This window comes from Streptomyces sp. NPDC050504, from assembly GCF_044458065.1.
Classification (GTDB): domain Bacteria; phylum Actinomycetota; class Actinomycetes; order Streptomycetales; family Streptomycetaceae; genus Streptomyces.
The window spans coordinates 500,481-517,531 of the sequence record NZ_JBITHO010000004.1 but is presented as its reverse complement, the minus strand read 5'-3'; the positions used below and the strand labels follow the sequence as shown (position 1 = coordinate 517,531).

General features: G+C 71.1%; 16 protein-coding genes and 2 tRNA genes. 11 read left to right on the top strand and 7 right to left on the bottom strand.

Translation table 11 applies throughout. The features are described 5' to 3' along the window. Together ACIBNE_RS17610 and ACIBNE_RS17605 are read left to right on the top strand one after the other, a co-directional pair. The gene (locus ACIBNE_RS17610) at positions 1-681 is read left to right on the top strand and encodes an AIM24 family protein (protein ID WP_399272377.1); all 681 of its coding nucleotides are present in this window, start codon (positions 1-3) and stop codon (positions 679-681) included. A gap of 19 nt (positions 682-700) precedes the next feature. After that, positions 701-1,456: an AIM24 family protein gene (locus ACIBNE_RS17605; protein WP_399272375.1), complete on the top strand. Its 756-nt coding sequence runs from the start codon at positions 701-703 to the stop codon at positions 1,454-1,456. 73 nt (positions 1,457-1,529) lie between these two features. Here ACIBNE_RS17605 and ACIBNE_RS17600 read toward each other — a convergent pair whose 3' ends face one another. Together ACIBNE_RS17600 and ACIBNE_RS17595 are read right to left on the bottom strand one after the other, a co-directional pair. Continuing rightward, the gene (locus ACIBNE_RS17600) at positions 1,530-2,051 is read right to left on the bottom strand and encodes an NUDIX hydrolase (RefSeq protein ID WP_399272373.1); all 522 of its coding nucleotides are present in this window, start codon (positions 2,049-2,051) and stop codon (positions 1,530-1,532) included. Next, complete coding sequence (locus ACIBNE_RS17595) at positions 2,048-3,451, bottom strand: zinc-dependent metalloprotease (protein WP_399272371.1); 1,404 nt, start codon at positions 3,449-3,451, stop codon at positions 2,048-2,050. The genes ACIBNE_RS17600 and ACIBNE_RS17595 overlap by 4 nt, the downstream gene beginning before the upstream one ends. Positions 3,452-3,641: 190 nt before the next feature. Between ACIBNE_RS17595 and ACIBNE_RS17590 the strand changes: the two genes are divergently transcribed. From ACIBNE_RS17590 to ACIBNE_RS17575, 4 genes are all read left to right on the top strand, one after another. After that, on the top strand, positions 3,642-4,754 hold the full coding sequence (locus tag ACIBNE_RS17590) for an SDR family oxidoreductase (RefSeq protein ID WP_399272369.1): 1,113 nt from the start codon (positions 3,642-3,644) through the stop codon (positions 4,752-4,754). A 139-nt stretch (positions 4,755-4,893) separates the two neighbouring features. After that, positions 4,894-5,364, top strand: a complete 471-nt coding sequence (locus tag ACIBNE_RS17585; protein WP_399272367.1) for a molybdenum cofactor biosynthesis protein MoaE — start codon at positions 4,894-4,896, stop codon at positions 5,362-5,364. Between the two features lie 224 nt (positions 5,365-5,588). Next, positions 5,589-5,759 carry a hypothetical protein gene (locus tag ACIBNE_RS17580; RefSeq protein ID WP_399272365.1) on the top strand — a complete coding sequence of 57 codons (171 nt, stop codon included), beginning with the start codon at positions 5,589-5,591 and terminating at the stop codon, positions 5,757-5,759. A gap of 132 nt (positions 5,760-5,891) precedes the next feature. Continuing rightward, complete coding sequence (locus ACIBNE_RS17575; RefSeq protein ID WP_399272363.1) at positions 5,892-6,995, top strand: PDZ domain-containing protein; 1,104 nt, start codon at positions 5,892-5,894, stop codon at positions 6,993-6,995. 80 nt (positions 6,996-7,075) lie between these two features. On the opposite strand, the gene ACIBNE_RS17570 is transcribed toward ACIBNE_RS17575, so the two are convergent. Then, positions 7,076-7,657, bottom strand: coding sequence for a PPA1309 family protein (locus tag ACIBNE_RS17570; protein WP_399272361.1), 582 nt, complete (start codon positions 7,655-7,657; stop codon positions 7,076-7,078). Positions 7,658-7,795: 138 nt separating this feature from the next. Between ACIBNE_RS17570 and ACIBNE_RS17565 the strand changes: the two genes are divergently transcribed. From ACIBNE_RS17565 to ACIBNE_RS17550, 4 genes are all read left to right on the top strand, one after another. Continuing rightward, on the top strand, positions 7,796-10,774 hold the full coding sequence (locus tag ACIBNE_RS17565; RefSeq protein WP_399272964.1) for a UPF0182 family protein: 2,979 nt from the start codon (positions 7,796-7,798) through the stop codon (positions 10,772-10,774). 69 nt (positions 10,775-10,843) lie between these two features. Then, positions 10,844-10,917 (top strand) — tRNA-Met (locus ACIBNE_RS17560). Between the two features lie 205 nt (positions 10,918-11,122). Next, positions 11,123-12,952 carry a sel1 repeat family protein gene (locus ACIBNE_RS17555; protein WP_399272360.1) on the top strand — a complete coding sequence of 610 codons (1,830 nt, stop codon included), beginning with the start codon at positions 11,123-11,125 and terminating at the stop codon, positions 12,950-12,952. 64 nt (positions 12,953-13,016) lie between these two features. Beyond that, positions 13,017-13,090: transfer RNA gene (locus tag ACIBNE_RS17550), tRNA-Met, on the top strand. A gap of 109 nt (positions 13,091-13,199) precedes the next feature. Here the strand turns inward: ACIBNE_RS17550 and ACIBNE_RS17545 are convergent. Then, complete coding sequence (locus ACIBNE_RS17545; protein WP_399272358.1) at positions 13,200-13,421, bottom strand: hypothetical protein; 222 nt, start codon at positions 13,419-13,421, stop codon at positions 13,200-13,202. Between the two features lie 11 nt (positions 13,422-13,432). After that, a complete protein-coding gene (locus ACIBNE_RS17540; RefSeq protein ID WP_399272356.1) occupies positions 13,433-13,849 on the bottom strand; it encodes a Fur family transcriptional regulator in 417 nt (138 codons plus the stop codon). Between the two features lie 127 nt (positions 13,850-13,976). Between ACIBNE_RS17540 and ACIBNE_RS17535 the strand changes: the two genes are divergently transcribed. Next, positions 13,977-15,446, top strand: coding sequence for a catalase (locus ACIBNE_RS17535; RefSeq protein ID WP_399272354.1), 1,470 nt, complete (start codon positions 13,977-13,979; stop codon positions 15,444-15,446). A 131-nt stretch (positions 15,447-15,577) separates the two neighbouring features. On the opposite strand, the gene ACIBNE_RS17530 is transcribed toward ACIBNE_RS17535, so the two are convergent. Both ACIBNE_RS17530 and hisN read right to left on the bottom strand, forming a co-directional pair. Continuing rightward, positions 15,578-15,979, bottom strand: coding sequence for a cyclic nucleotide-binding/CBS domain-containing protein (locus tag ACIBNE_RS17530; protein ID WP_399272352.1), 402 nt, complete (start codon positions 15,977-15,979; stop codon positions 15,578-15,580). A gap of 209 nt (positions 15,980-16,188) precedes the next feature. Then, the gene (gene hisN, locus ACIBNE_RS17525; protein WP_399272350.1) at positions 16,189-16,989 is read right to left on the bottom strand and encodes a histidinol-phosphatase; all 801 of its coding nucleotides are present in this window, start codon (positions 16,987-16,989) and stop codon (positions 16,189-16,191) included. Positions 16,990-17,051 lie beyond the last annotated feature (62 nt).

Genomic DNA, 17,051 nt, shown 5'->3' with positions numbered 1-17,051 from the left:
ATGAACCAGCAGCTCGCGGGCTACGCCCCGACCCCCGTCACGGCCCGGATGGAGAACCACGGCCGCACGATGCTCAGGGTGGCCATGGCCACCGGCCAGGAACTGTTCGCCAGGACCGGCTCGATGATCTCCTACGAGGGCTTCATCCAGTACGAGCCGAACCCCCCGGCCGTCCGCCAGATCGCCGCCCAGTGGATCACCGGCGAGGGCGCGCCCCTCATGAAGTGCTCCGGCGACGGACTGCTCTACCTCGCCGACTACGGCGCGGACGTCGTCGTCGTCAACCTGAACAACGACTCGATCTCGGTCAACGGCACCAACCTCCTCGCCTTCGACGCCCACCTCACCTGGGGTGTGGAGAAGGTCAAGGGCCTCGCCAAGTTCGCCGGCCAGGGGCTGTGGAACGTCGTGGTGTCCGGCACCGGATGGGTCGCCCTCACCTCGCGCGGCACGCCGCTCGTCGTCGACTGCGGCCGGGGCGAGGACGAGACCTACGTCGACCCGGACGCCCTCGTCGCCTGGTCCCCGAACCTCAAGGTGAAGGGCAAGCGCAGCTTCAAGGCGTCGTCGCTGATCGGGCGCGGCAGCGGAGAGGCGTACCAGATGGCCTTCTCGGGCCAGGGCATCGTCGTCGTACAGCCGAGCGAGGACAGTTCCGACCGCGTGCGGGTCCGGGGCTGAGGGGGAGCGAGAACACACCATGCAGAGTCCGCTTTTCAGTCACACCGAACAGCAGTCCCAGGAGCGGTACACGGTCCAGAACCCGCAGCTCCTGCGGGTCTCGCTGACCGGGCACGACGACCTCCTCGCCCGCAAGGGCGCCATGGTCGCGTACCAGGGGCTCATGGAGTTCGACGGCGAGTACCAGACGCCGGGCCAGCGCCGGGCCCGCGCCAACACCGGCGAGGGCCTGGACCTGATGCGCTGCTCGGGCCAGGGCACCGTCTACCTCGCCAACCTCGCGCAGTACGTCCACGTCGTGGACGTCGACAGGGACGGGATGACGGTGGACAGCGCCTATGTGCTGGCCCTCGACTCCACCCTGCACACCGAGGTGATCGCGGTCGACAGCCAGTACGGCATCTCGGGCAGCGGGAAGTACCAGCTGAACATCTCCGGGCAGGGCAAGGTCGCGCTGATGACCTCGGGCCAGCCGTTGATGATGCAGGTCACGCCGGAGAAGTACGTGAACGCCGACGCCGACGCGATCGTCGCCTGGTCCAGCTCGCTGCGGGTCCAGATGCAGGCCCAGACGCACTCGTCGGGCGTGCGCCAGCGGCGCGGCAACACGGGTGAGGGCTGGGAGCTGAGCTTCCTCGGCCAGGGCTTCGCGCTCGTCCAGCCCAGCGAGATCATGCCGCCGCAGAACGTCGCGATCGGCCAGGGCGCCGCCGCGCAGTTCGGCGTGGGCCAGCACGGCGCCCGTGCGCAGAACCAGAACAACGCCTGGAACTGAAGCCGAGCACGGGCGTTACGCGTCATGAGTAAGGGGCGGCCTCCCAGGAGGCCGCCCCTTACTCATGCGTACGTCACAGCGCGGCGCGCACCCGTTCCGTCAGCCGCACCACCGACTCGTCGGCCACGTCCGCCACCTCGTCGTAGCCGAACCAGCGCAGGTCCAGCGACTCCTCGCTGATGGACTCCACCGCGTCGGCCGGGGCCAGCGCCGCGTACTGCACGTCCAGGTGCCAGTTGCAGGGCGCCGGGATCGGGTGCCGGTCCAGCCGCACCGGGCCCACCGGCAGCAGCGTCAGACCCGGGATCCCGGACTCCTCGGTGGCCTCCCGCAGCGCCGCGTCCGCCAGTGCGGCGTCCTCGGGCTCGCAGTGGCCGCCCATCTGGAGCCACATGCCGAGCTTCTTGTGCAGCGTCAGCAGCACCCGCCCGCGCGACGGGTCGACCACCAGCGCACTGGCCGTGACGTGCCCGGCGTGACACGCCTTCCACATCCCGTCCGGGTGGGCCGCCAGGTGGTCCAGGTACACCTGGCGCAGCTCTCGCTGGTCCTCGTAGCCCTTGAGCACGAGGACCGCGTCGTCGTGCAGGCTCACTTGTCGGTGTCGTCCTTGCCGGTCTCGTCGCTCTCGTCGCCCTTGGGCTCCCGGGAGCCCGCCGAGTCCTTGAGCATCTTGTCCAGCTCGGAGAAGTCCAGCTGCTCGCGGTGGACGAAGCCGTCGGGGTCGTCCAGGTCGGACGCCGTCGGCAGCATGTCCGGGTGCTCCCAGAGCGCGTCGCGCCCGTCCAGGCCCCGCGCGTCGGTGAGCGAGGCCCACAGGCGCGAGGCGTCCCGCAGCCGGCGCGGACGCAGCTGGAGACCGATGAGCGTGGCGAACGTCTGCTCGGCGGGGCCGCCCGACGCACGGCGCCTGCGCAGCGTCTCGCGCAGTGCGTCCGCCGAGGTCAGCCGGGACTTCGCGGCATCGTGCACGACCGCGTCCACCCAGCCCTCGACCAGCGCGAGCGCCGTCTCCAGCCGGGCCAGCGCGGCCTTCTGCTCGGGGGTGTCCTCCGGCTGGAACATGCCCTGCTGGAGCGCGTTCTGCAGCTCTTCCGGGTTCTGCGGGTCGAACTGGCCGACCACGTCCTCCAGCTTGGAGGTGTCCACCTTGATGCCCCGCGCGTAGCCCTCGACCGCGCCGAACAGGTGCGAGCGCAGCCACGGCACGTGCGCGAACAGACGCTGGTGGGCGGCCTCGCGCAGGGCGAGGTAGAGCCGCACCTCGTTCTTGTCGACGCCCAGGTCCTTGCCGAACGCCTCGATGTTCAGCGGCAGCAGCGCCGCCCGGCCCGCGGGGCCCAGCGGCAGCCCGATGTCGGTGGAGCCGACCACCTCGCCCGCGAGGGTGCCCACCGCGTGCCCGATCTGCTGGCCGAACATGGCGCCGCCCATGGAGCGCATCATGCCGATCAGCGGGCCCGCCATGGCCTGCATCTCCTCGGGCAGCACGTCGCCCATGGCCATGCCGACGCGCTCGGCCACCGGGTCGACCAGCTGCTGCCAGGCCGGCAGGGTCGCCTCGACCCACTCGGCCCGGCTCCACGCCACGGAGGCGTTCGCACCGGACGGCAGGGACGTCGCGCCGTCCAGCCACAGGTCGGCCAGGCGCACCGCCTCGTCGACCGCGGCCTTCTCGGCGGGGCCCACGCTGGCGTCCTTGGTGCCGTCCTGGGTGCCCTGGGCGACGGTCTGGCGCGCGATCTGCTTGGCCATGTCCCAGTTGACCGGGCCGCCCTCGTAGCTCAGCATCTGGCCGAGCTGCTGGAAGGCCGCGCCCAGGTCGTTCGGGTTCAGCGAGCCGAACATCGCGGCGAACGGATTGTCCGCTCCGCCCGCGCCGCCCGGCAGGCCGCCGAACCCGAAGGGGCCGCCACTCTGCGGCTTCTTCCTGCCCTCGTCGCCGTCCTCCGGCTCCTCCGGCGGAAGGCCGAATCCGAATGGGGTGTCACTCACGGGGTTCCTCGGCTCGTTGGGCCGCCGGCTCCTGCCGACGGCGGCTGCCCGACATCACCACCCAGCGTAAACATCCGAACCGCATATGGGCTCGATGCTCCGCCTGCTTCCGGCCTGCGGCAGGATGGACGACACCTGGTACGTACGCGTCATTCACGTCCGTACTGAAGACAACCGCTGGAGACGCCCGGTGAGTTCCCGAGATCCGCAGGTTCGCGCAGCGCGAAACCTTTCCACCCCCAGAGCGGGCCGCGGCCCCGTCGTCGCGGTCACCGGTGCCGCGTCAGGCGTGGGCGCGCTGCTGACCGGGCGCCTCGCCGCGTCCGAGGAGATCAAACAGGTCATCGCGATGGACGAGCGCAGGGGCGAGGTCTCCGAGGCGACCTGGCACGTCCTGGACGTGCGCGACCCCGCCATCGCCGAGAAGCTGCGCGGCGCCGACGTCGTCGTGCACCTCGCGCTCGACCTCGACCTGGAGACCGACGCCGCGGCCCGCACCGCCTACAACGTGCGCGGCACCCAGACGGTCCTCACGGCCGCCGCCGCGGCCGGGGTCCGCCGGGTCGTGCTCTGCACCTCCGCGATGGTCTACGGGGCCCTCCCCGAGAACGACATCCCGCTCTCCGAGGACGCCGAGCTGAAGGCCACCGCCGAGGCGACCGGCGTGGGCGACCTCCTGGAGATCGAGCGCCTGGGCCGCCGCGCCCCGCGCGCCCACCCGGGCCTCAACGTCACGGTGGTGAGGCCCGCCGTCCTGGTCGGCGGCACGGACACCGCGCTCACCCGCTACTTCGAGTCGCCCCGGCTGCTCGTCGTCGCGGGCTCCCGTCCCACCTGGCAGTTCTGCCACGTCGACGACCTGGTCAGCGCGCTGGAGTACGCGGCGCTCGAAAAGGTCGAGGGGGAGTTCGCGGTCGGCTGCGACGGCTGGCTGGAACAGGAGGAGGTCGAGGAGCTGAGCGGCATCCGCCGCATGGAGCTGCCGTCGGCCGTGGCCCTCGGTGCGGCGGCTCGGCTGCACCGCATCGGCCTCACCCCGTCGCCCGCGGGCGACCTCGCGTACACGATGCACCCCTGGGTCGTCAGCGTCAGCAGGCTGCACGACGCGGGCTGGCGACCCGAGTGGACCAACGAGGAAGTGCTCGCCGCGCTCCTCGAAGAGGTCGAGGGCCGGCACACCGTCGCGGGCCGCCGCCTCGGCCGCAAGGACGCCACCGCCGCGGGCGCCGCGGGGGCGACCGTCGCGCTGCTCGGCGCCGCCGCCGTGGTCCGCAGGGCCAGGAAGGCCCGGGGCCGCAGGTAGGGCCGTCGCCGGGCTTCTTGGCGGCCGTGTCCTCCGCCGACTGAGGAGGCTCCACTCGTAGGAGGCTCCAGGCGGCACGCGCGCGTGCCGGTCGAAAGCGCTATTACGGGATGTCGGTGGCGTGCGGCACGATGGGCCCATGGCACGCACGACACACGACCACCCCGGCGAGCGGGCGGCGCAGGACCCGATCAGGCTCCTGGAGATCCGCGAGACCACGCTGTCCGTGGACGAGATCTTCCGGGCGGTGGGCGACGACGCGGCGGGCGGCACCGCGCTCTTCGTCGGCACGGTGCGCAACCACGACGGAGGGGCGGACGTCGACTCCCTCGGCTACTCCTGCCACCCGACGGCCCAGGCGGAGATGCGCCGCGTCGCGGAGAAGGTCGTCGCCGACTTCCCCGTACGCGCGCTGGCCGCCGTCCACCGGGTGGGCGACCTGTCGGTGGGCGATCTCGCGGTCGTCGTCGCCGTCTCCTGCCCGCACCGCGGCGAGGCGTTCGAGGCGTGCCGCAAGCTGATCGACGACCTCAAGCACGAGGTGCCGATCTGGAAGCACCAGAAGTTCTCGGACGGTACGGAGGAGTGGGTCGGCGCCGGGGAGTGCTGACCCGGCGGCCCCGGAAGGGGCCGCCGACCAGGACGGAAGGGCGAGGGGCGGCCGCCTCGGGGGAGAGCGGGGCGGCCGTCGGGCGGCATCGGGACGGCTGAAACCAGTACGGACCCCATCCGCCCCGATTTGCGTAACCGCCCCCCTGCCGTGAGCGTTGAACTGGCGGATGGTTAATCTGCTGATCGGTCAGTTGCGGTCGCTCATGGGGTAGGGAGGTCGTGATGGCAGCACTTGCCTGGTTGTTGATTCCGCTCTTCGCCGCCGTCGGCGCGGCGATATGGGGAAGCTGGGCCGCCCGAAATCGAACAACGGGCGACGTCTCCGAGCTCGCGGACTACGCGAAGTTCCGCGAAGCGATGGAACGGACCCGCTCCGGCAGCGGCGCGGTCTGACCCGCGCGCGGCCCCCGGCGGCCGCACCCGGCCGTACGCGATCGCCAAGTCCCGGTGCCCGGAGGGCCGTCGCGGCCCCGGACGGACCGGCCCCAGCGGTGCACTGACAGACCCGTCCCGTACTGTCGTTCCATGCCACGCCGCACCGCGACGATGCTCGCTTCGACCCTGGCCTTCATCGCGCTCATCTGCGCAGGGGTGCTCATCAAGGTCCCGTACTCGGAAATGAGCCCCGGCCCGACGGTGAACACCCTCGCGGAGGCCCGCGGCGAACCGGTGCTCCAGATCTCCGGCCGCAAGACCTACCCCACCACCGGCCACCTCAACATGACGACCGTCCGCGTCACCGGCGCCGACTACCGCATGAACCTCGTCGAAGCGGTCTACGGCTGGCTCGCCCACGACGGCATCGTCGTCCCGCACGACACCCTCTACCCCGACGGCAAGACGGAGGAGGAGTCCACGCAGGAGAACGCCGAGGAGTTCAGCCAGTCCCAGGAGAGCGCGAAGGTGGCCGCCCTCGGCGAGCTGGGCATCCCGGTGAAGAGCCGGATCGTGGTCTCCTCCGTGATCAAGGGCAGCCCCGCCGAGGGCAAGCTGCACGCGGGCGACGTCATCAAGAGCGTGGACGGCGAGCCGGTGAAGGAGCCGAAGGACGTCGCGAAGCTCGTCACCGAGCACAAGCCCGGCGAGCGCGTCGACTTCACCGTCGTCCCGGTGAAGGACGCCGAGGCGGCCGAGAAGGCGGGCAAGGAGCCCACGGGCAGCGAGAAGGTCTCCATCACCACCGGGGCCGCGCCCAAGGACCCCAAGGAGCCCGGTGCGGCGCCGCGCGCCATCGTCGGCATCCAGGCGGGCACCGACCACACCTTCCCGTTCAGCATCGACATCAAGCTGGCGGACGTGGGCGGCCCCAGCGCGGGCCTGATGTTCTCGCTCGGCATCATCGACAAGCTCACCCCCGGCGACCTGACCGGCGGGAAGTTCGTCGCGGGCACCGGCACGATCGACGACAAGGGCGAGGTCGGTCCGATCGGCGGCATCGGGATGAAGCTGGTCGGCGCGCGGAACGCGGGCGCGGAGTACTTCCTGACCCCGTCGCTGAACTGCAAGGCCGCCGCGGCCGACACGCCGGACGGGCTGACGCTGGTGAAGGTCGACACCCTCGACGGCGCCATGAAGGCGATGGACAAGATCCGCAAGGGCGACAAGGGGTCCCTGCCGAGCTGCGGCTGACCGCCCGGCGGGCGGGGCGCCGCGGCGCCCCGCCCGGATCACGACTCGGGGATCACACCCCGAAGGTCACGGCTCGAAGGTCACGACTCGAAGGTCGCGGCCAGTGCCTCGGCCAGGCCCGGCACCAGGTTGGAGCCCGTCAGCACCTCGGTGGGGGAGTCCTTGGCGCGCAGCCGCACCGCCGAGTCCCGCGCCCCGTCGCGCAGCACCGCCACGGTCATGCGGACCTCCTGGCGGTCCGGGTGGGAGGCCACCCACCTGGCGAGCGCCTTGTCGCTGAGCTTCTCGGGCACCGAGGCCTCCGCCGACGGCGGCAGCATCAGCCGCTCCACGGTCAGCGCGCAGCCGGCGACCGCGTCGGGCCAGGCGATCGTGGCGAGGAACTCGTCGAGCGGCTGGTCGGCGGGCACCTCGTCCTGCTCCACCGGAGTGAGCGGCGCGGCGGCCTCGTCGCCGCCGACGCCGAGCTGGGAGGCGAGAGTGGGCTCCTGGGCCCGGAGTTTCGCGGTGTCGACCAGGGCGAAGAGCCGGGCGGGCTGGTCCCAGCCCAGGGTCGAGGCGTACTCGTCGATCTCCAGGACCGCGCGGGTGAGCGGGCTCGCGGCCATCGGGGGGCCGGAGGGGGTGGCGCCGGAGGGGGATGAAGGGGATGCGTTGGACATGGTGAATATCCTGCCTCCTTGTCCCCCGTGAACGGGAACTAGGTAAAGCCTCAGTAAGTTGCATGAGTGGGCTCTACGATCGCGGGGCCTGTTCCACACGACACAGCGAACTTCGAGGTGCGCACGTTGGCTTTCCAGATGCCGGACCGCGGCGGAGGCTCGACAGGGCCACGGATCAGAGTCGGCCGGCCGTCACGACGCGTCCGGGTCCTGCTCATGACACTGGGCGTGCTGGCCGTCCTGGCCATGGCGTTCGTCATGTTCGCCGGGTTCTGGACGGACTGGCTCTGGTACCGCTCGGTGCACTACTCGTCCGTCTTCACCACCACCCTGTGGACCAAGGTCGGCCTCTTCGCCGTCTTCGGCCTGCTGATGGCCGCGGCCGTCGGGGTGAACATCTGGCTCGCGCACCGGCTCAGGCCGCCGCTGAGCGCGATGTCGCTGGAACAGCAGTCGCTCGACCGGTACCGCATGGGCATCGCCCCGTACAAGAAGTGGGTGCTCATCGCGGTCACCGCCCTGGTCGGGCTGATCGCGGGCGCGTCGGCCACCGGACAGTGGCGCACCTGGCTGATGTACGTCAACGGCGTGTCGTTCGGCCAGAAGGACCCCCAGTTCAAGCTGGACGTCTCCTTCTACGCCTTCGACCTGCCCTGGTACCGCTTCCTGCTCGGCTTCGGCTTCGCGGCCGCCGTGCTCTCCCTGATCGCCGCGGCGCTGACGCACTACCTGTACGGCGGGCTGCGCATCACCAGCCCCGGCGCGCGCGCCACGGCCGCCGCCACCGGACACCTGTCGGTGCTGCTGGGCGTCTTCGTCTCGCTGAAGGCCGTGGCCTACTGGCTCGACCGGTACGGCCTCGCGGTGAAGTCCAGTGACTTCAAGGCGACGGACAACTGGACGGGCCTCAGGTACGTCGACGCCAACGCCTACCTCCCGGCGAAGACGATCCTCTTCTGCATCGCCGCGATCTGCGCCGTGCTGTTCTTCGCGACGCTCTGGCGCCGCACCTGGCAGCTGCCGATGATCGGCTTCGGCCTGATGGTGCTCTCCGCGATCCTGATCGGCGGGCTCTACCCGGCGATCGTGCAGAAGTTCCAGGTCCAGCCGAACGAGCAGGCCAAGGAAGCCCCGTACATCCAGAAGAACATCGAGGCGACGCGCAAGGCGTACGACATCGACAACGCGGATGTGAAGGACTACACGGGCAAGGCGTCCACGGGCCAGGGCGCCCAGCTCCGCCAGGCGGCGAACGACGCGGCCAGCTACCGGGTCATGGACCCGAGCGTCGTGTCGCCCGCCTTCCAGCAGCTCCAGCAGAAGAGGGACTACTACCAGTTCCCGCAGCCGCTCGACGTCGACCGCTACAAGGACGCGAACGGCAAGGAGCAGGACACCCTCGTCGGTCTGCGCGAGCTGGACATCGAGGGCATTCCTAAGCGGAACTGGATCAACGACCACTTCACGTACACCCACGGCTACGGCGCCATCACGGCCAAGGGCACCAGCACGGGCGCCAACCCTCCCGGTTCCCCGGACTTCACCGAGTCGGGCCTGCCGTCGGCGGGCCAGTTCGACAAGGAGAAGTACGAGCAGCGGATCTACTACGGCGAGAAGACGACGCAGTACTCCATCGTCGGCGGGCCGCAGAAGGAGCTGGACTACGAGGAGAACGGCGAGAAGACCACCTCGTACCAGGGCAAGAGCGGGGTCAACCTCTCCAACCCGTTCAACCGCGCCGCCTACGCGGTGGCCTTCAACGAGCCGCAGATCCTCTACTCGGGGGCCATCGGCGAGGGCTCGCGGATCCTCTACAACCGCACGCCCAAGGAGCGCGTCGAGTCGGTCGCCCCGTGGCTGACCATCGACGGCGACGCCTACCCCGCGGTGATCGACGGCCGCATCCAGTGGATCATCGACGCCTACACGACGACCAACGGCTACCCGTACGCGTCGCGCACGGCGCTGGGCGACACCACGGCCGACTCGCTGACCAACAACCAGCGCGCAGTCGTCGCCCAGCAGAACCAGGTCAACTACATCCGCAACTCGGTGAAGGCCACCGTCGACGCCTACGACGGCTCGGTCAAGCTCTACCAGTGGGACACCGAGGACCCGGTCCTCAAGACCTGGCGCAAGGCGTTCCCCGGCACCGTCAAGGACAAGGACGAGATCCCGCAGGCGCTGATGGACCACCTGCGCTACCCGCAGGACCTCTTCAAGGTGCAGCGCGAGCTCCTGACGCGCTACCACGTCGAGAACCCGGCGCAGTTCTACAGCGGCAGTGACGCCTGGCAGGTCCCGGACGACCCGACGGACAAGGACGCGGGCTCGGTCCCGCCGTACTACCTGTCGATGCAGATGCCGGGCCAGACGGGCCAGAAGTTCTCGCTGACGACGACCTTCACCCCGAAGGGACGGCCCGACCTCGGGGCGTTCATGGCGGTGGACGCCGATGCGTCGAGCAAGGACTACGGCACGATAAGACTGCTGAGGGTCACCTCGACGGTGAAGGGCCCGGGGCAGGTGCAGAGCGAGCTCAACGGTCTCGACGAGGTCGCGGAGTTCGTCCGGAACCTCAAGGGAACCGACTCGAACATCGAGTACGGAAACCTGCTGACGGTGCCGCTGGGCGGGGGCTTCCTCTACATTGAGCCCGTCTACACCCGCGGCGGCAACCAGAACTATCCGCTGCTGCGGAAGGTCGGCGCCTCCTACGGTGCGACGACCGTGTTCAAGAACACCCTGGGCGAGGCGCTGAACGCGGTCTTCGGTCTGGACGACGACGCGGACACGCCACCGCCTTCGGACGGTGACGGCACCACCAAGCCGCCGCCACCGCCGGCCAGCGCCGAGGCGGCCCTGAAGCAGGCGATCGCCGACGCGAACAAGGCGTTCGGCGAGTCCCAGGCGGCCATGAAGAAGGGCGACTGGGCGGGCTACGGCAAGGCCCAGAGCGACCTCCAGGACGCGCTGAAGCGGGCCGCCGAGGCCGAGGCCAAGTTCAAGGCGGAGCAGAAGGAGCCCCCCAAGGCGGGGGCCAAGCCCGACGCGAAGCCGGCGACCAAGCCCGAAGACGGGGCAGCCGGGGCAGCCGCGAAGCCGGACGGGGAGTGACGGGACGGTGACCCCGGCCTGAGCGGTCGGGGTTGCCATCCGCTCCGTGGTAGTGTGGAGACACACCGACGCGGGGTGGAGCAGCTCGGTAGCTCGCTGGGCTCATAACCCAGAGGTCGCAGGTTCAAATCCTGTCCCCGCTACTCAGAAGAGAAGGGCCCGGATCCATCAGGATCCGGGCCCTTCTCGTGCGCCGTGGCGGGTGTCATGTGCCAACTGGGCCCCGAGGGGAGCGGGTTGGTGCGATGCGTGTTTGACTTGTCTCTCTGTGGGCATGTCGACAAAACGCCGAAGTGACCTCACTGGCTGCGGTATACCAGGTGTACGCGCGTTGCGGGTGGTGCGACGATGGAATTTATGGGGGACAGGGCAACTCTGTTGGAGACAGGGCGGTTTGTGCAGCGACATCAGGACGGCGATGTCGTGGAGTACGCCGACGAGCGCGCCGGGACCGAGGCGCAGCACCGGAGCGCGGCCGAGAAGGGCGACACCGAGGCGATGAGCGTCCTCGGCGCGATGCTGCTGCGCAAGGGCGACCTCGACGGCGCCGAGCCCTACCTGCGCGCCGCCACGGGCGAGGGCGACCGCGCCGCGGCCAACAACCTGGGAGTCCTCCTCCACCAGCGCGGATACGCCGAGGAGGCCGCCGGGTGGTGGCGCGTCGCGGCCGTCGCCGGATCGGCCCCTGCGGCGCACGCGCTCGGCCGGCACTACCGCGAGCGCGGCGACGAGCCCGCCGCCGAGTACTGGCTGCGCCAGTCCGCCGAGCAGGGGCACGCCCTCGGCGCGTACGCCCTCGCCGACCTCCTCGAACACCGCAGCGACGTCGGCGCCGAGCGCTGGCTGCGCGCCGCCGCCGAGCAGGGGCACCGGGAGGCCTCGTACCGCCTGGCGCGCCTCATCGAGGAGCGCGCCGCGGGCCGAGGAGCCGGCGGCCCCGGCGGCAAGGGGGCGAAGGAGGCCAAGGGGGCCGAGGACGAGGTCGTGCAGTGGTACCGGCAGGCCGCCGCGCGCGGGCACCGCAGGGCCGCGCTGAACCTCGGCGCGCTCCTGGAGAAGCGCGGCGAGCTGAAGGAGGCCGGCCGCTGGTACCTGACGTCGGCCAAGGACGGCGAGGCGCGGGCCGCCTGCGCGCTGGGCTTCCTGCTGCGCGACGCGGGCGACCAGGAGAGCGCCGCCGTGTGGTGGCTGCGCGCGGCCCAGGACGGCGACGGCAACGCCGCCAACGCGCTGGGCGCGCTGCACGCCGCGCGCGGCGAGCAGCAGACCGCCGAGCGGTGGTACCGGGCCGCGATGGACGCGGGCGACGTGAACGGCGCGTACAACCTGGGGCTGCTGTGCGCCGCGCAGGACCGCACCGCGCAGGCCGAGCAGTGGTACCGGCGCGCCGCGTACGCCGGGCACCGCGAGGCCGCCAACGCGCTGGCCGTGCTGCTCCTCCAGGCGGGGGACGCGGCGGGCGCCGAGCCGTGGTTCTCCAAGGCCGCCGAGGCGGGGAGCGTGGACGCCGCGTTCAACCTCGGGATCCTGTACGCGGGGCGCGACGACGACCGCACGGCGCTGAGCTGGTACGAGCGGGCGGCCGCCGCCGGGCACACCGAGGCGGCGCTCCAGGTCGGCATGGCCTGTCTGCGCGAAGGCGACGAGCAGGCCGCCGAGCGGCACCTGCGGTGCGCCGCGGGCGGCGGCAGCGTCGAGGCGGCGTTCCGGCTGGCGACCGTGCTCGACTCGCGGCAGCCGCCGCCGGGTCCCGCGGTGCTCGGGGAGCCCATGGGCGAGAAGACGGAGTGCGAGGAGTGGTACGAGCGGGCCGCCGAGCAGGGGCACCGCCGGGCGCAGGTGCGGGTCGGGATGCTGGCCGCCGCGCGGGGCGACGTCGACGCGGCGGGCCGGTGGTACCGGGAGGCGGCGGAGGCCGGGAGCCGGAACGGGGCGTTCAACCTCGGGCTGCTGCTCGCGCGCGAGGGCAGTGAGCGCGAGGCGGCGCTGTGGTGGACCCGGGCGGCCCACGCGGGGCACGGGCGCGCCGCCCTGCGCCTGGCGCTGCTCGCCGCCCGGCGCGGCGAGCTCGCGGAGGGGCAGCGGTGGTGCGCGCGGGCCGTGGAGCTGGGACCCGCGGAGGTCGCGGAGCGGGCGGGGCGGCTCCAGGACGCGCTGGTGCAGGAGCTGACGGCGTAGCCGTCGGGGCGGTCCCACTCGGTTTGCGCTGGTGGGCGGGGTGCCGTAATGTTGTGTTCACCGACGCGGGGTGGAGCAGCTCGGTAGCTCGCTGGGCTCATAACCCAGAGGTCGCAGGTTCAAATCCTGTCCCCGCTACTGATGAACCGAAGGCCCGGGATCCTGAAGAGGATCCCGGGCCTTCGGTCTTTTCGCGTGTTCCGCCGTCCGTGTTCCGTTGCCCGGGGCGGGTGCGCCCGAGCCCCCGTTACGTCCGCTTGACGCTCAGCCAGGTGCCCGCGGCCGCCGGCAGGGCGATCCCCGCGCTCACCGGTACGCCGAGACCCAGGGGCTCGCTCGCCACCAGGAAGGCGACCACGGCGGCGGCCGCCGCGGACCAGCCGGCGGACGCCGCCCCGCGGGCGCCGTCGCGGGGCTCGGCCAGGCCGAGCGCGGTGAGCGCCCGTGCGGCGCGCGTTCCCTTTCGCACGGCGACCGGTCTCAGGGCGTCGCGCAGGACGGACAGATCCCGCGGTACGTGACCTCCACGTCCGAGACCTGGAAGCCGAAGCGCTCCCCGTCCGGGAGGTCGGCCAGGGGGTTGCCCGCCGGGTGCACGTCGCGGATCGCGCCGCAGCGGCAGCAGACCAGGTGGTGGTGGGGGCGGTGCGCGTTGGGGTCGTAGCGCTTCGCGCGGCGGTCCGTGGAGACCTCCAGGACCTCCCCGAGCGTCACCATCTCGCCGAGCGTGTTGTAGACCGTCGCGCGCGAGATCTCCGGAAGGCGCACCACGGCGCGCGCGTGGACCTCGTCGGCGGTCAAATGGACGTGGTCCCCGTCGAGGACCTCGGCGACGACGCGCCGCTGGGCGGTCATGCGCCAGCCGCGTTCGCGCAGGCGTTCCAGCAGGTCACTCATGACAACCAGCCTAACAAGGGGAGGGACCGCAGTCCCGAGCGGGTGTGACTTTGGATGTTCACTTGACTTAGACAATGTCCATTGTAGGATCGGTTTTGTTGGAAGCCAAGGACAGGACCAGCAGGAAATGACGCAGGAGGCGCACGTGACGCAGGGACCGCTCACCACGGAGGCCGGTGCCCCGGTCGCCGACAACCAGAACAGCGAGACGGCGGGCGTCGGCGGTCCTGTTCTGGTCCAGGACCAGCTGCTGCTGGAGAAGCTCGCGCACTTCAACCGCGAGCGCATTCCGGAGCGCGTCGTGCACGCCCGCGGCGCGGGTGCGTACGGCACCTTCACCGTGACCGCCGACGTCACCCCGTACACGCGGGCCAAGTTCCTCTCCGAGGTCGGCAAGCAGACCGAGACGTTCCTGCGCTTCTCGACCGTCGCGGGCAACCTCGGCGCGGCCGACGCGGTGCGCGACCCGCGCGGCTGGGCGCTGAAGTTCTACACCGAGGAGGGCAACTACGACCTCGTCGGGAACAACACGCCGGTCTTCTTCATCAAGGACGCCATCAAGTTCCCGGACTTCATCCACACCCAGAAGCGCGACCCGTACACGGGCTCGCAGGAGGCGGACAACGTCTGGGACTTCTGGGGGCTGAGCCCGGAGAGCACCCACCAGGTGACCTGGCTGTTCGGCGACCGCGGCATCCCGGCCTCGTACCGCCACATGAACGGCTACGGCTCGCACACCTACCAGTGGACCAACGAGGCGGGCGAGGTCTTCTGGGTCAAGTACCACTTCAAGACGGACCAGGGGATCAAGAACCTCACGCAGGCCGAGGCCAACAGGCTCGCCGGTGAGGACCCGGACTCCCACCAGCGTGACCTGCGCGAGTCCATCGAGGGCGGCGACTTCCCGACCTGGACCGTCCAGGTGCAGCTCATGCCCGCGGCCGACGCGGCGACGTACCGCTTCAACCCGTTCGACCTGACCAAGGTCTGGCCGCACGAGGACTACCCGCCGATCGAGATCGGCAAGCTGGAGCTCAACCGCAACCCGGAGAACGTCTTCGCCGAGGTCGAGCAGTCCATCTTCAGCCCCGCGCACTTCGTGCCGGGCATCGGTCCCTCGCCGGACAAGATGCTCCAGGGCCGCCTCTTCGCGTACGGCGACGCGCACCGCTACCGCGTCGGCGTCAACGCCGACCACCTGCCGGTGAACCGTCCGCACGCCACCGAGGCGCGGACGAACAGCCGGGACGGCTTCCTGTACGACGGCCGTCACAAGGGCGCGAAGAACTACGAGCCCAACTCCTTCGGCGGCCCGTTCCAGACGGACCGGCCGCTGTGGGCGTCGACCGAGGTCTCCGGCGCCACCGGGACCCACGTGGCGCCCAGCCACGCCGAGGACGACAACTTCGTCCAGGCGGGCAACCTCTACCGCCTGATGTCGGAGGACGAGAAGGGCCGGCTGATCGAGAACCTGTCCGGCTTCATCGCCAAGGTCTCGCGCGACGACATCGCCGAGCGCGCGATCGAGAACTTCCGTCAGGCGGACGGCGACTTCGGCAAGCGGCTGGAGGCCGCGGTCCAGGCCCTGCGCGGCTGAGGCAGTACCAGCACTGGACCGCTTGTCGTAGACGGTGGGCCGGATCCCCTTCGCGGGGGTCCGGCCCACCGGCCTTTCGGCGGGCCCCGCTCGCGGCGGGCCGCTCCCAGGCGGGCCGCGAGGTGCGTGGGTCAGCCCGCCAGTTCCGCCGTCCGGCGCCGCGCGGGCGCCCAGCAGCGGATGATGTCGCGCACCGAGACGATGCCGACGGGGCCCTCGCCGTCCAGCACTATCAGGTGGCGGAAGCCGCCGTGCGCCATGGCCTCGGCCGCCTCCTCCAGGGTCCAGGCCGGTGCGGCGAAGACGACGTCGGTCGTGGTGTGGGTGCCCGCGGTCTCCCGGTCCGGGTTCTGGCCCGAGCCCACGGCGTTGAGGACGTCGCGCTCGGTGAGGATGCCGAGCCCGCTGGTGTCGGGGTCGAGGACGATGGCGGCGCCGACTCTGCGGGCGGACATCAGTGCGGCTGCCTGGCGGAGTGTGTGTGCGGGACCGATGGTGAGGACCAACGTGCTCATGGCGTCACGGACGAGCATGAACGGAGCCACCTCCTTGGTGAATCGCCCCCGAGCCGATGCGATCGACGTGCATGAGAAGTGATTCACATGTTCACAAGTGGGGGGACTCTCAGAGTCGCAGCGAAGCGGTGAGTCAACAAGGGGGTGGTAGAGGTCAGTTGAGGGGCGCGTAAAGGCACGAACCACGCCCCTCCTGCGCCTCACGGGCGCCGGGTCCGGCCCGGGTCTCAGTAGCGCTGGTTCAAGTACCCCAGCAGCTCGTGGTGGAGCAGCCCGTTCGACGCCGCCGCGTTCCCGCCGCCGGGGCCCGACACGCCGTCCAGACTGGTGTAGCGGCCGCCCGCCTCCTGCACCACGATCGCGGGCGCCGCCATGTCCCAGAGCGACAGCTCCGGCTCCGCACAGATGTCCACCGAACCCTCGGCGACCATCATGTACGGCCAGAAGTCGCCGTACCCCCGCGTGCGCCAGCACGCGCGCGTGAGGTCGAGGAAGCCGTCGAGCCTGCCCTGCTCCTCCCAGCCCGAGAGCGAGGAGTACGCGAACGAGGCGTCCGCGATCCTGCCGACCTTCGAGACCTGGATCCGCGAGGCCGAGCTGAGGCTGCGCCCGGTGTACGCGCCCGTGCCCTTCGCCGCCCACCAGCGGCGGCCCAGCGCCGGGGCCGAGACCACGCCGACGACCGGCTGGTAGCCGCCCTCGCCGGCCTCCATCAGGGAGATCAGCGTCGCCCAGACCGGCACCCCGCGGACGTAGTTCTTGGTGCCGTCGATCGGGTCGATCACCCAGCGGCGCGGGCCCGTGCCCTCGACGCCGAACTCCTCGCCGAGGATCGCGTCCCGCGGCCTGGCCCGCTGGAGCTGGCCGCGCACCAGCTCCTCCGCGGCCTTGTCCGCCTCGGACACCGGCGTCATGTCCGGCTTCGTCTCGACCTTGAGGTCCAGGGCCTTGAACCGGTCCATCGTCGCCGCGTCGGCGGCGTCCGCCAGGACGTGGGCGAGGCGCAGATCATCGTGGTAATCGGGCATGGTCGCCACAGTATCGACCGCCCCTCGCACGGGCTACCGGGGCCCTTGCCCGCCGCGGCTAT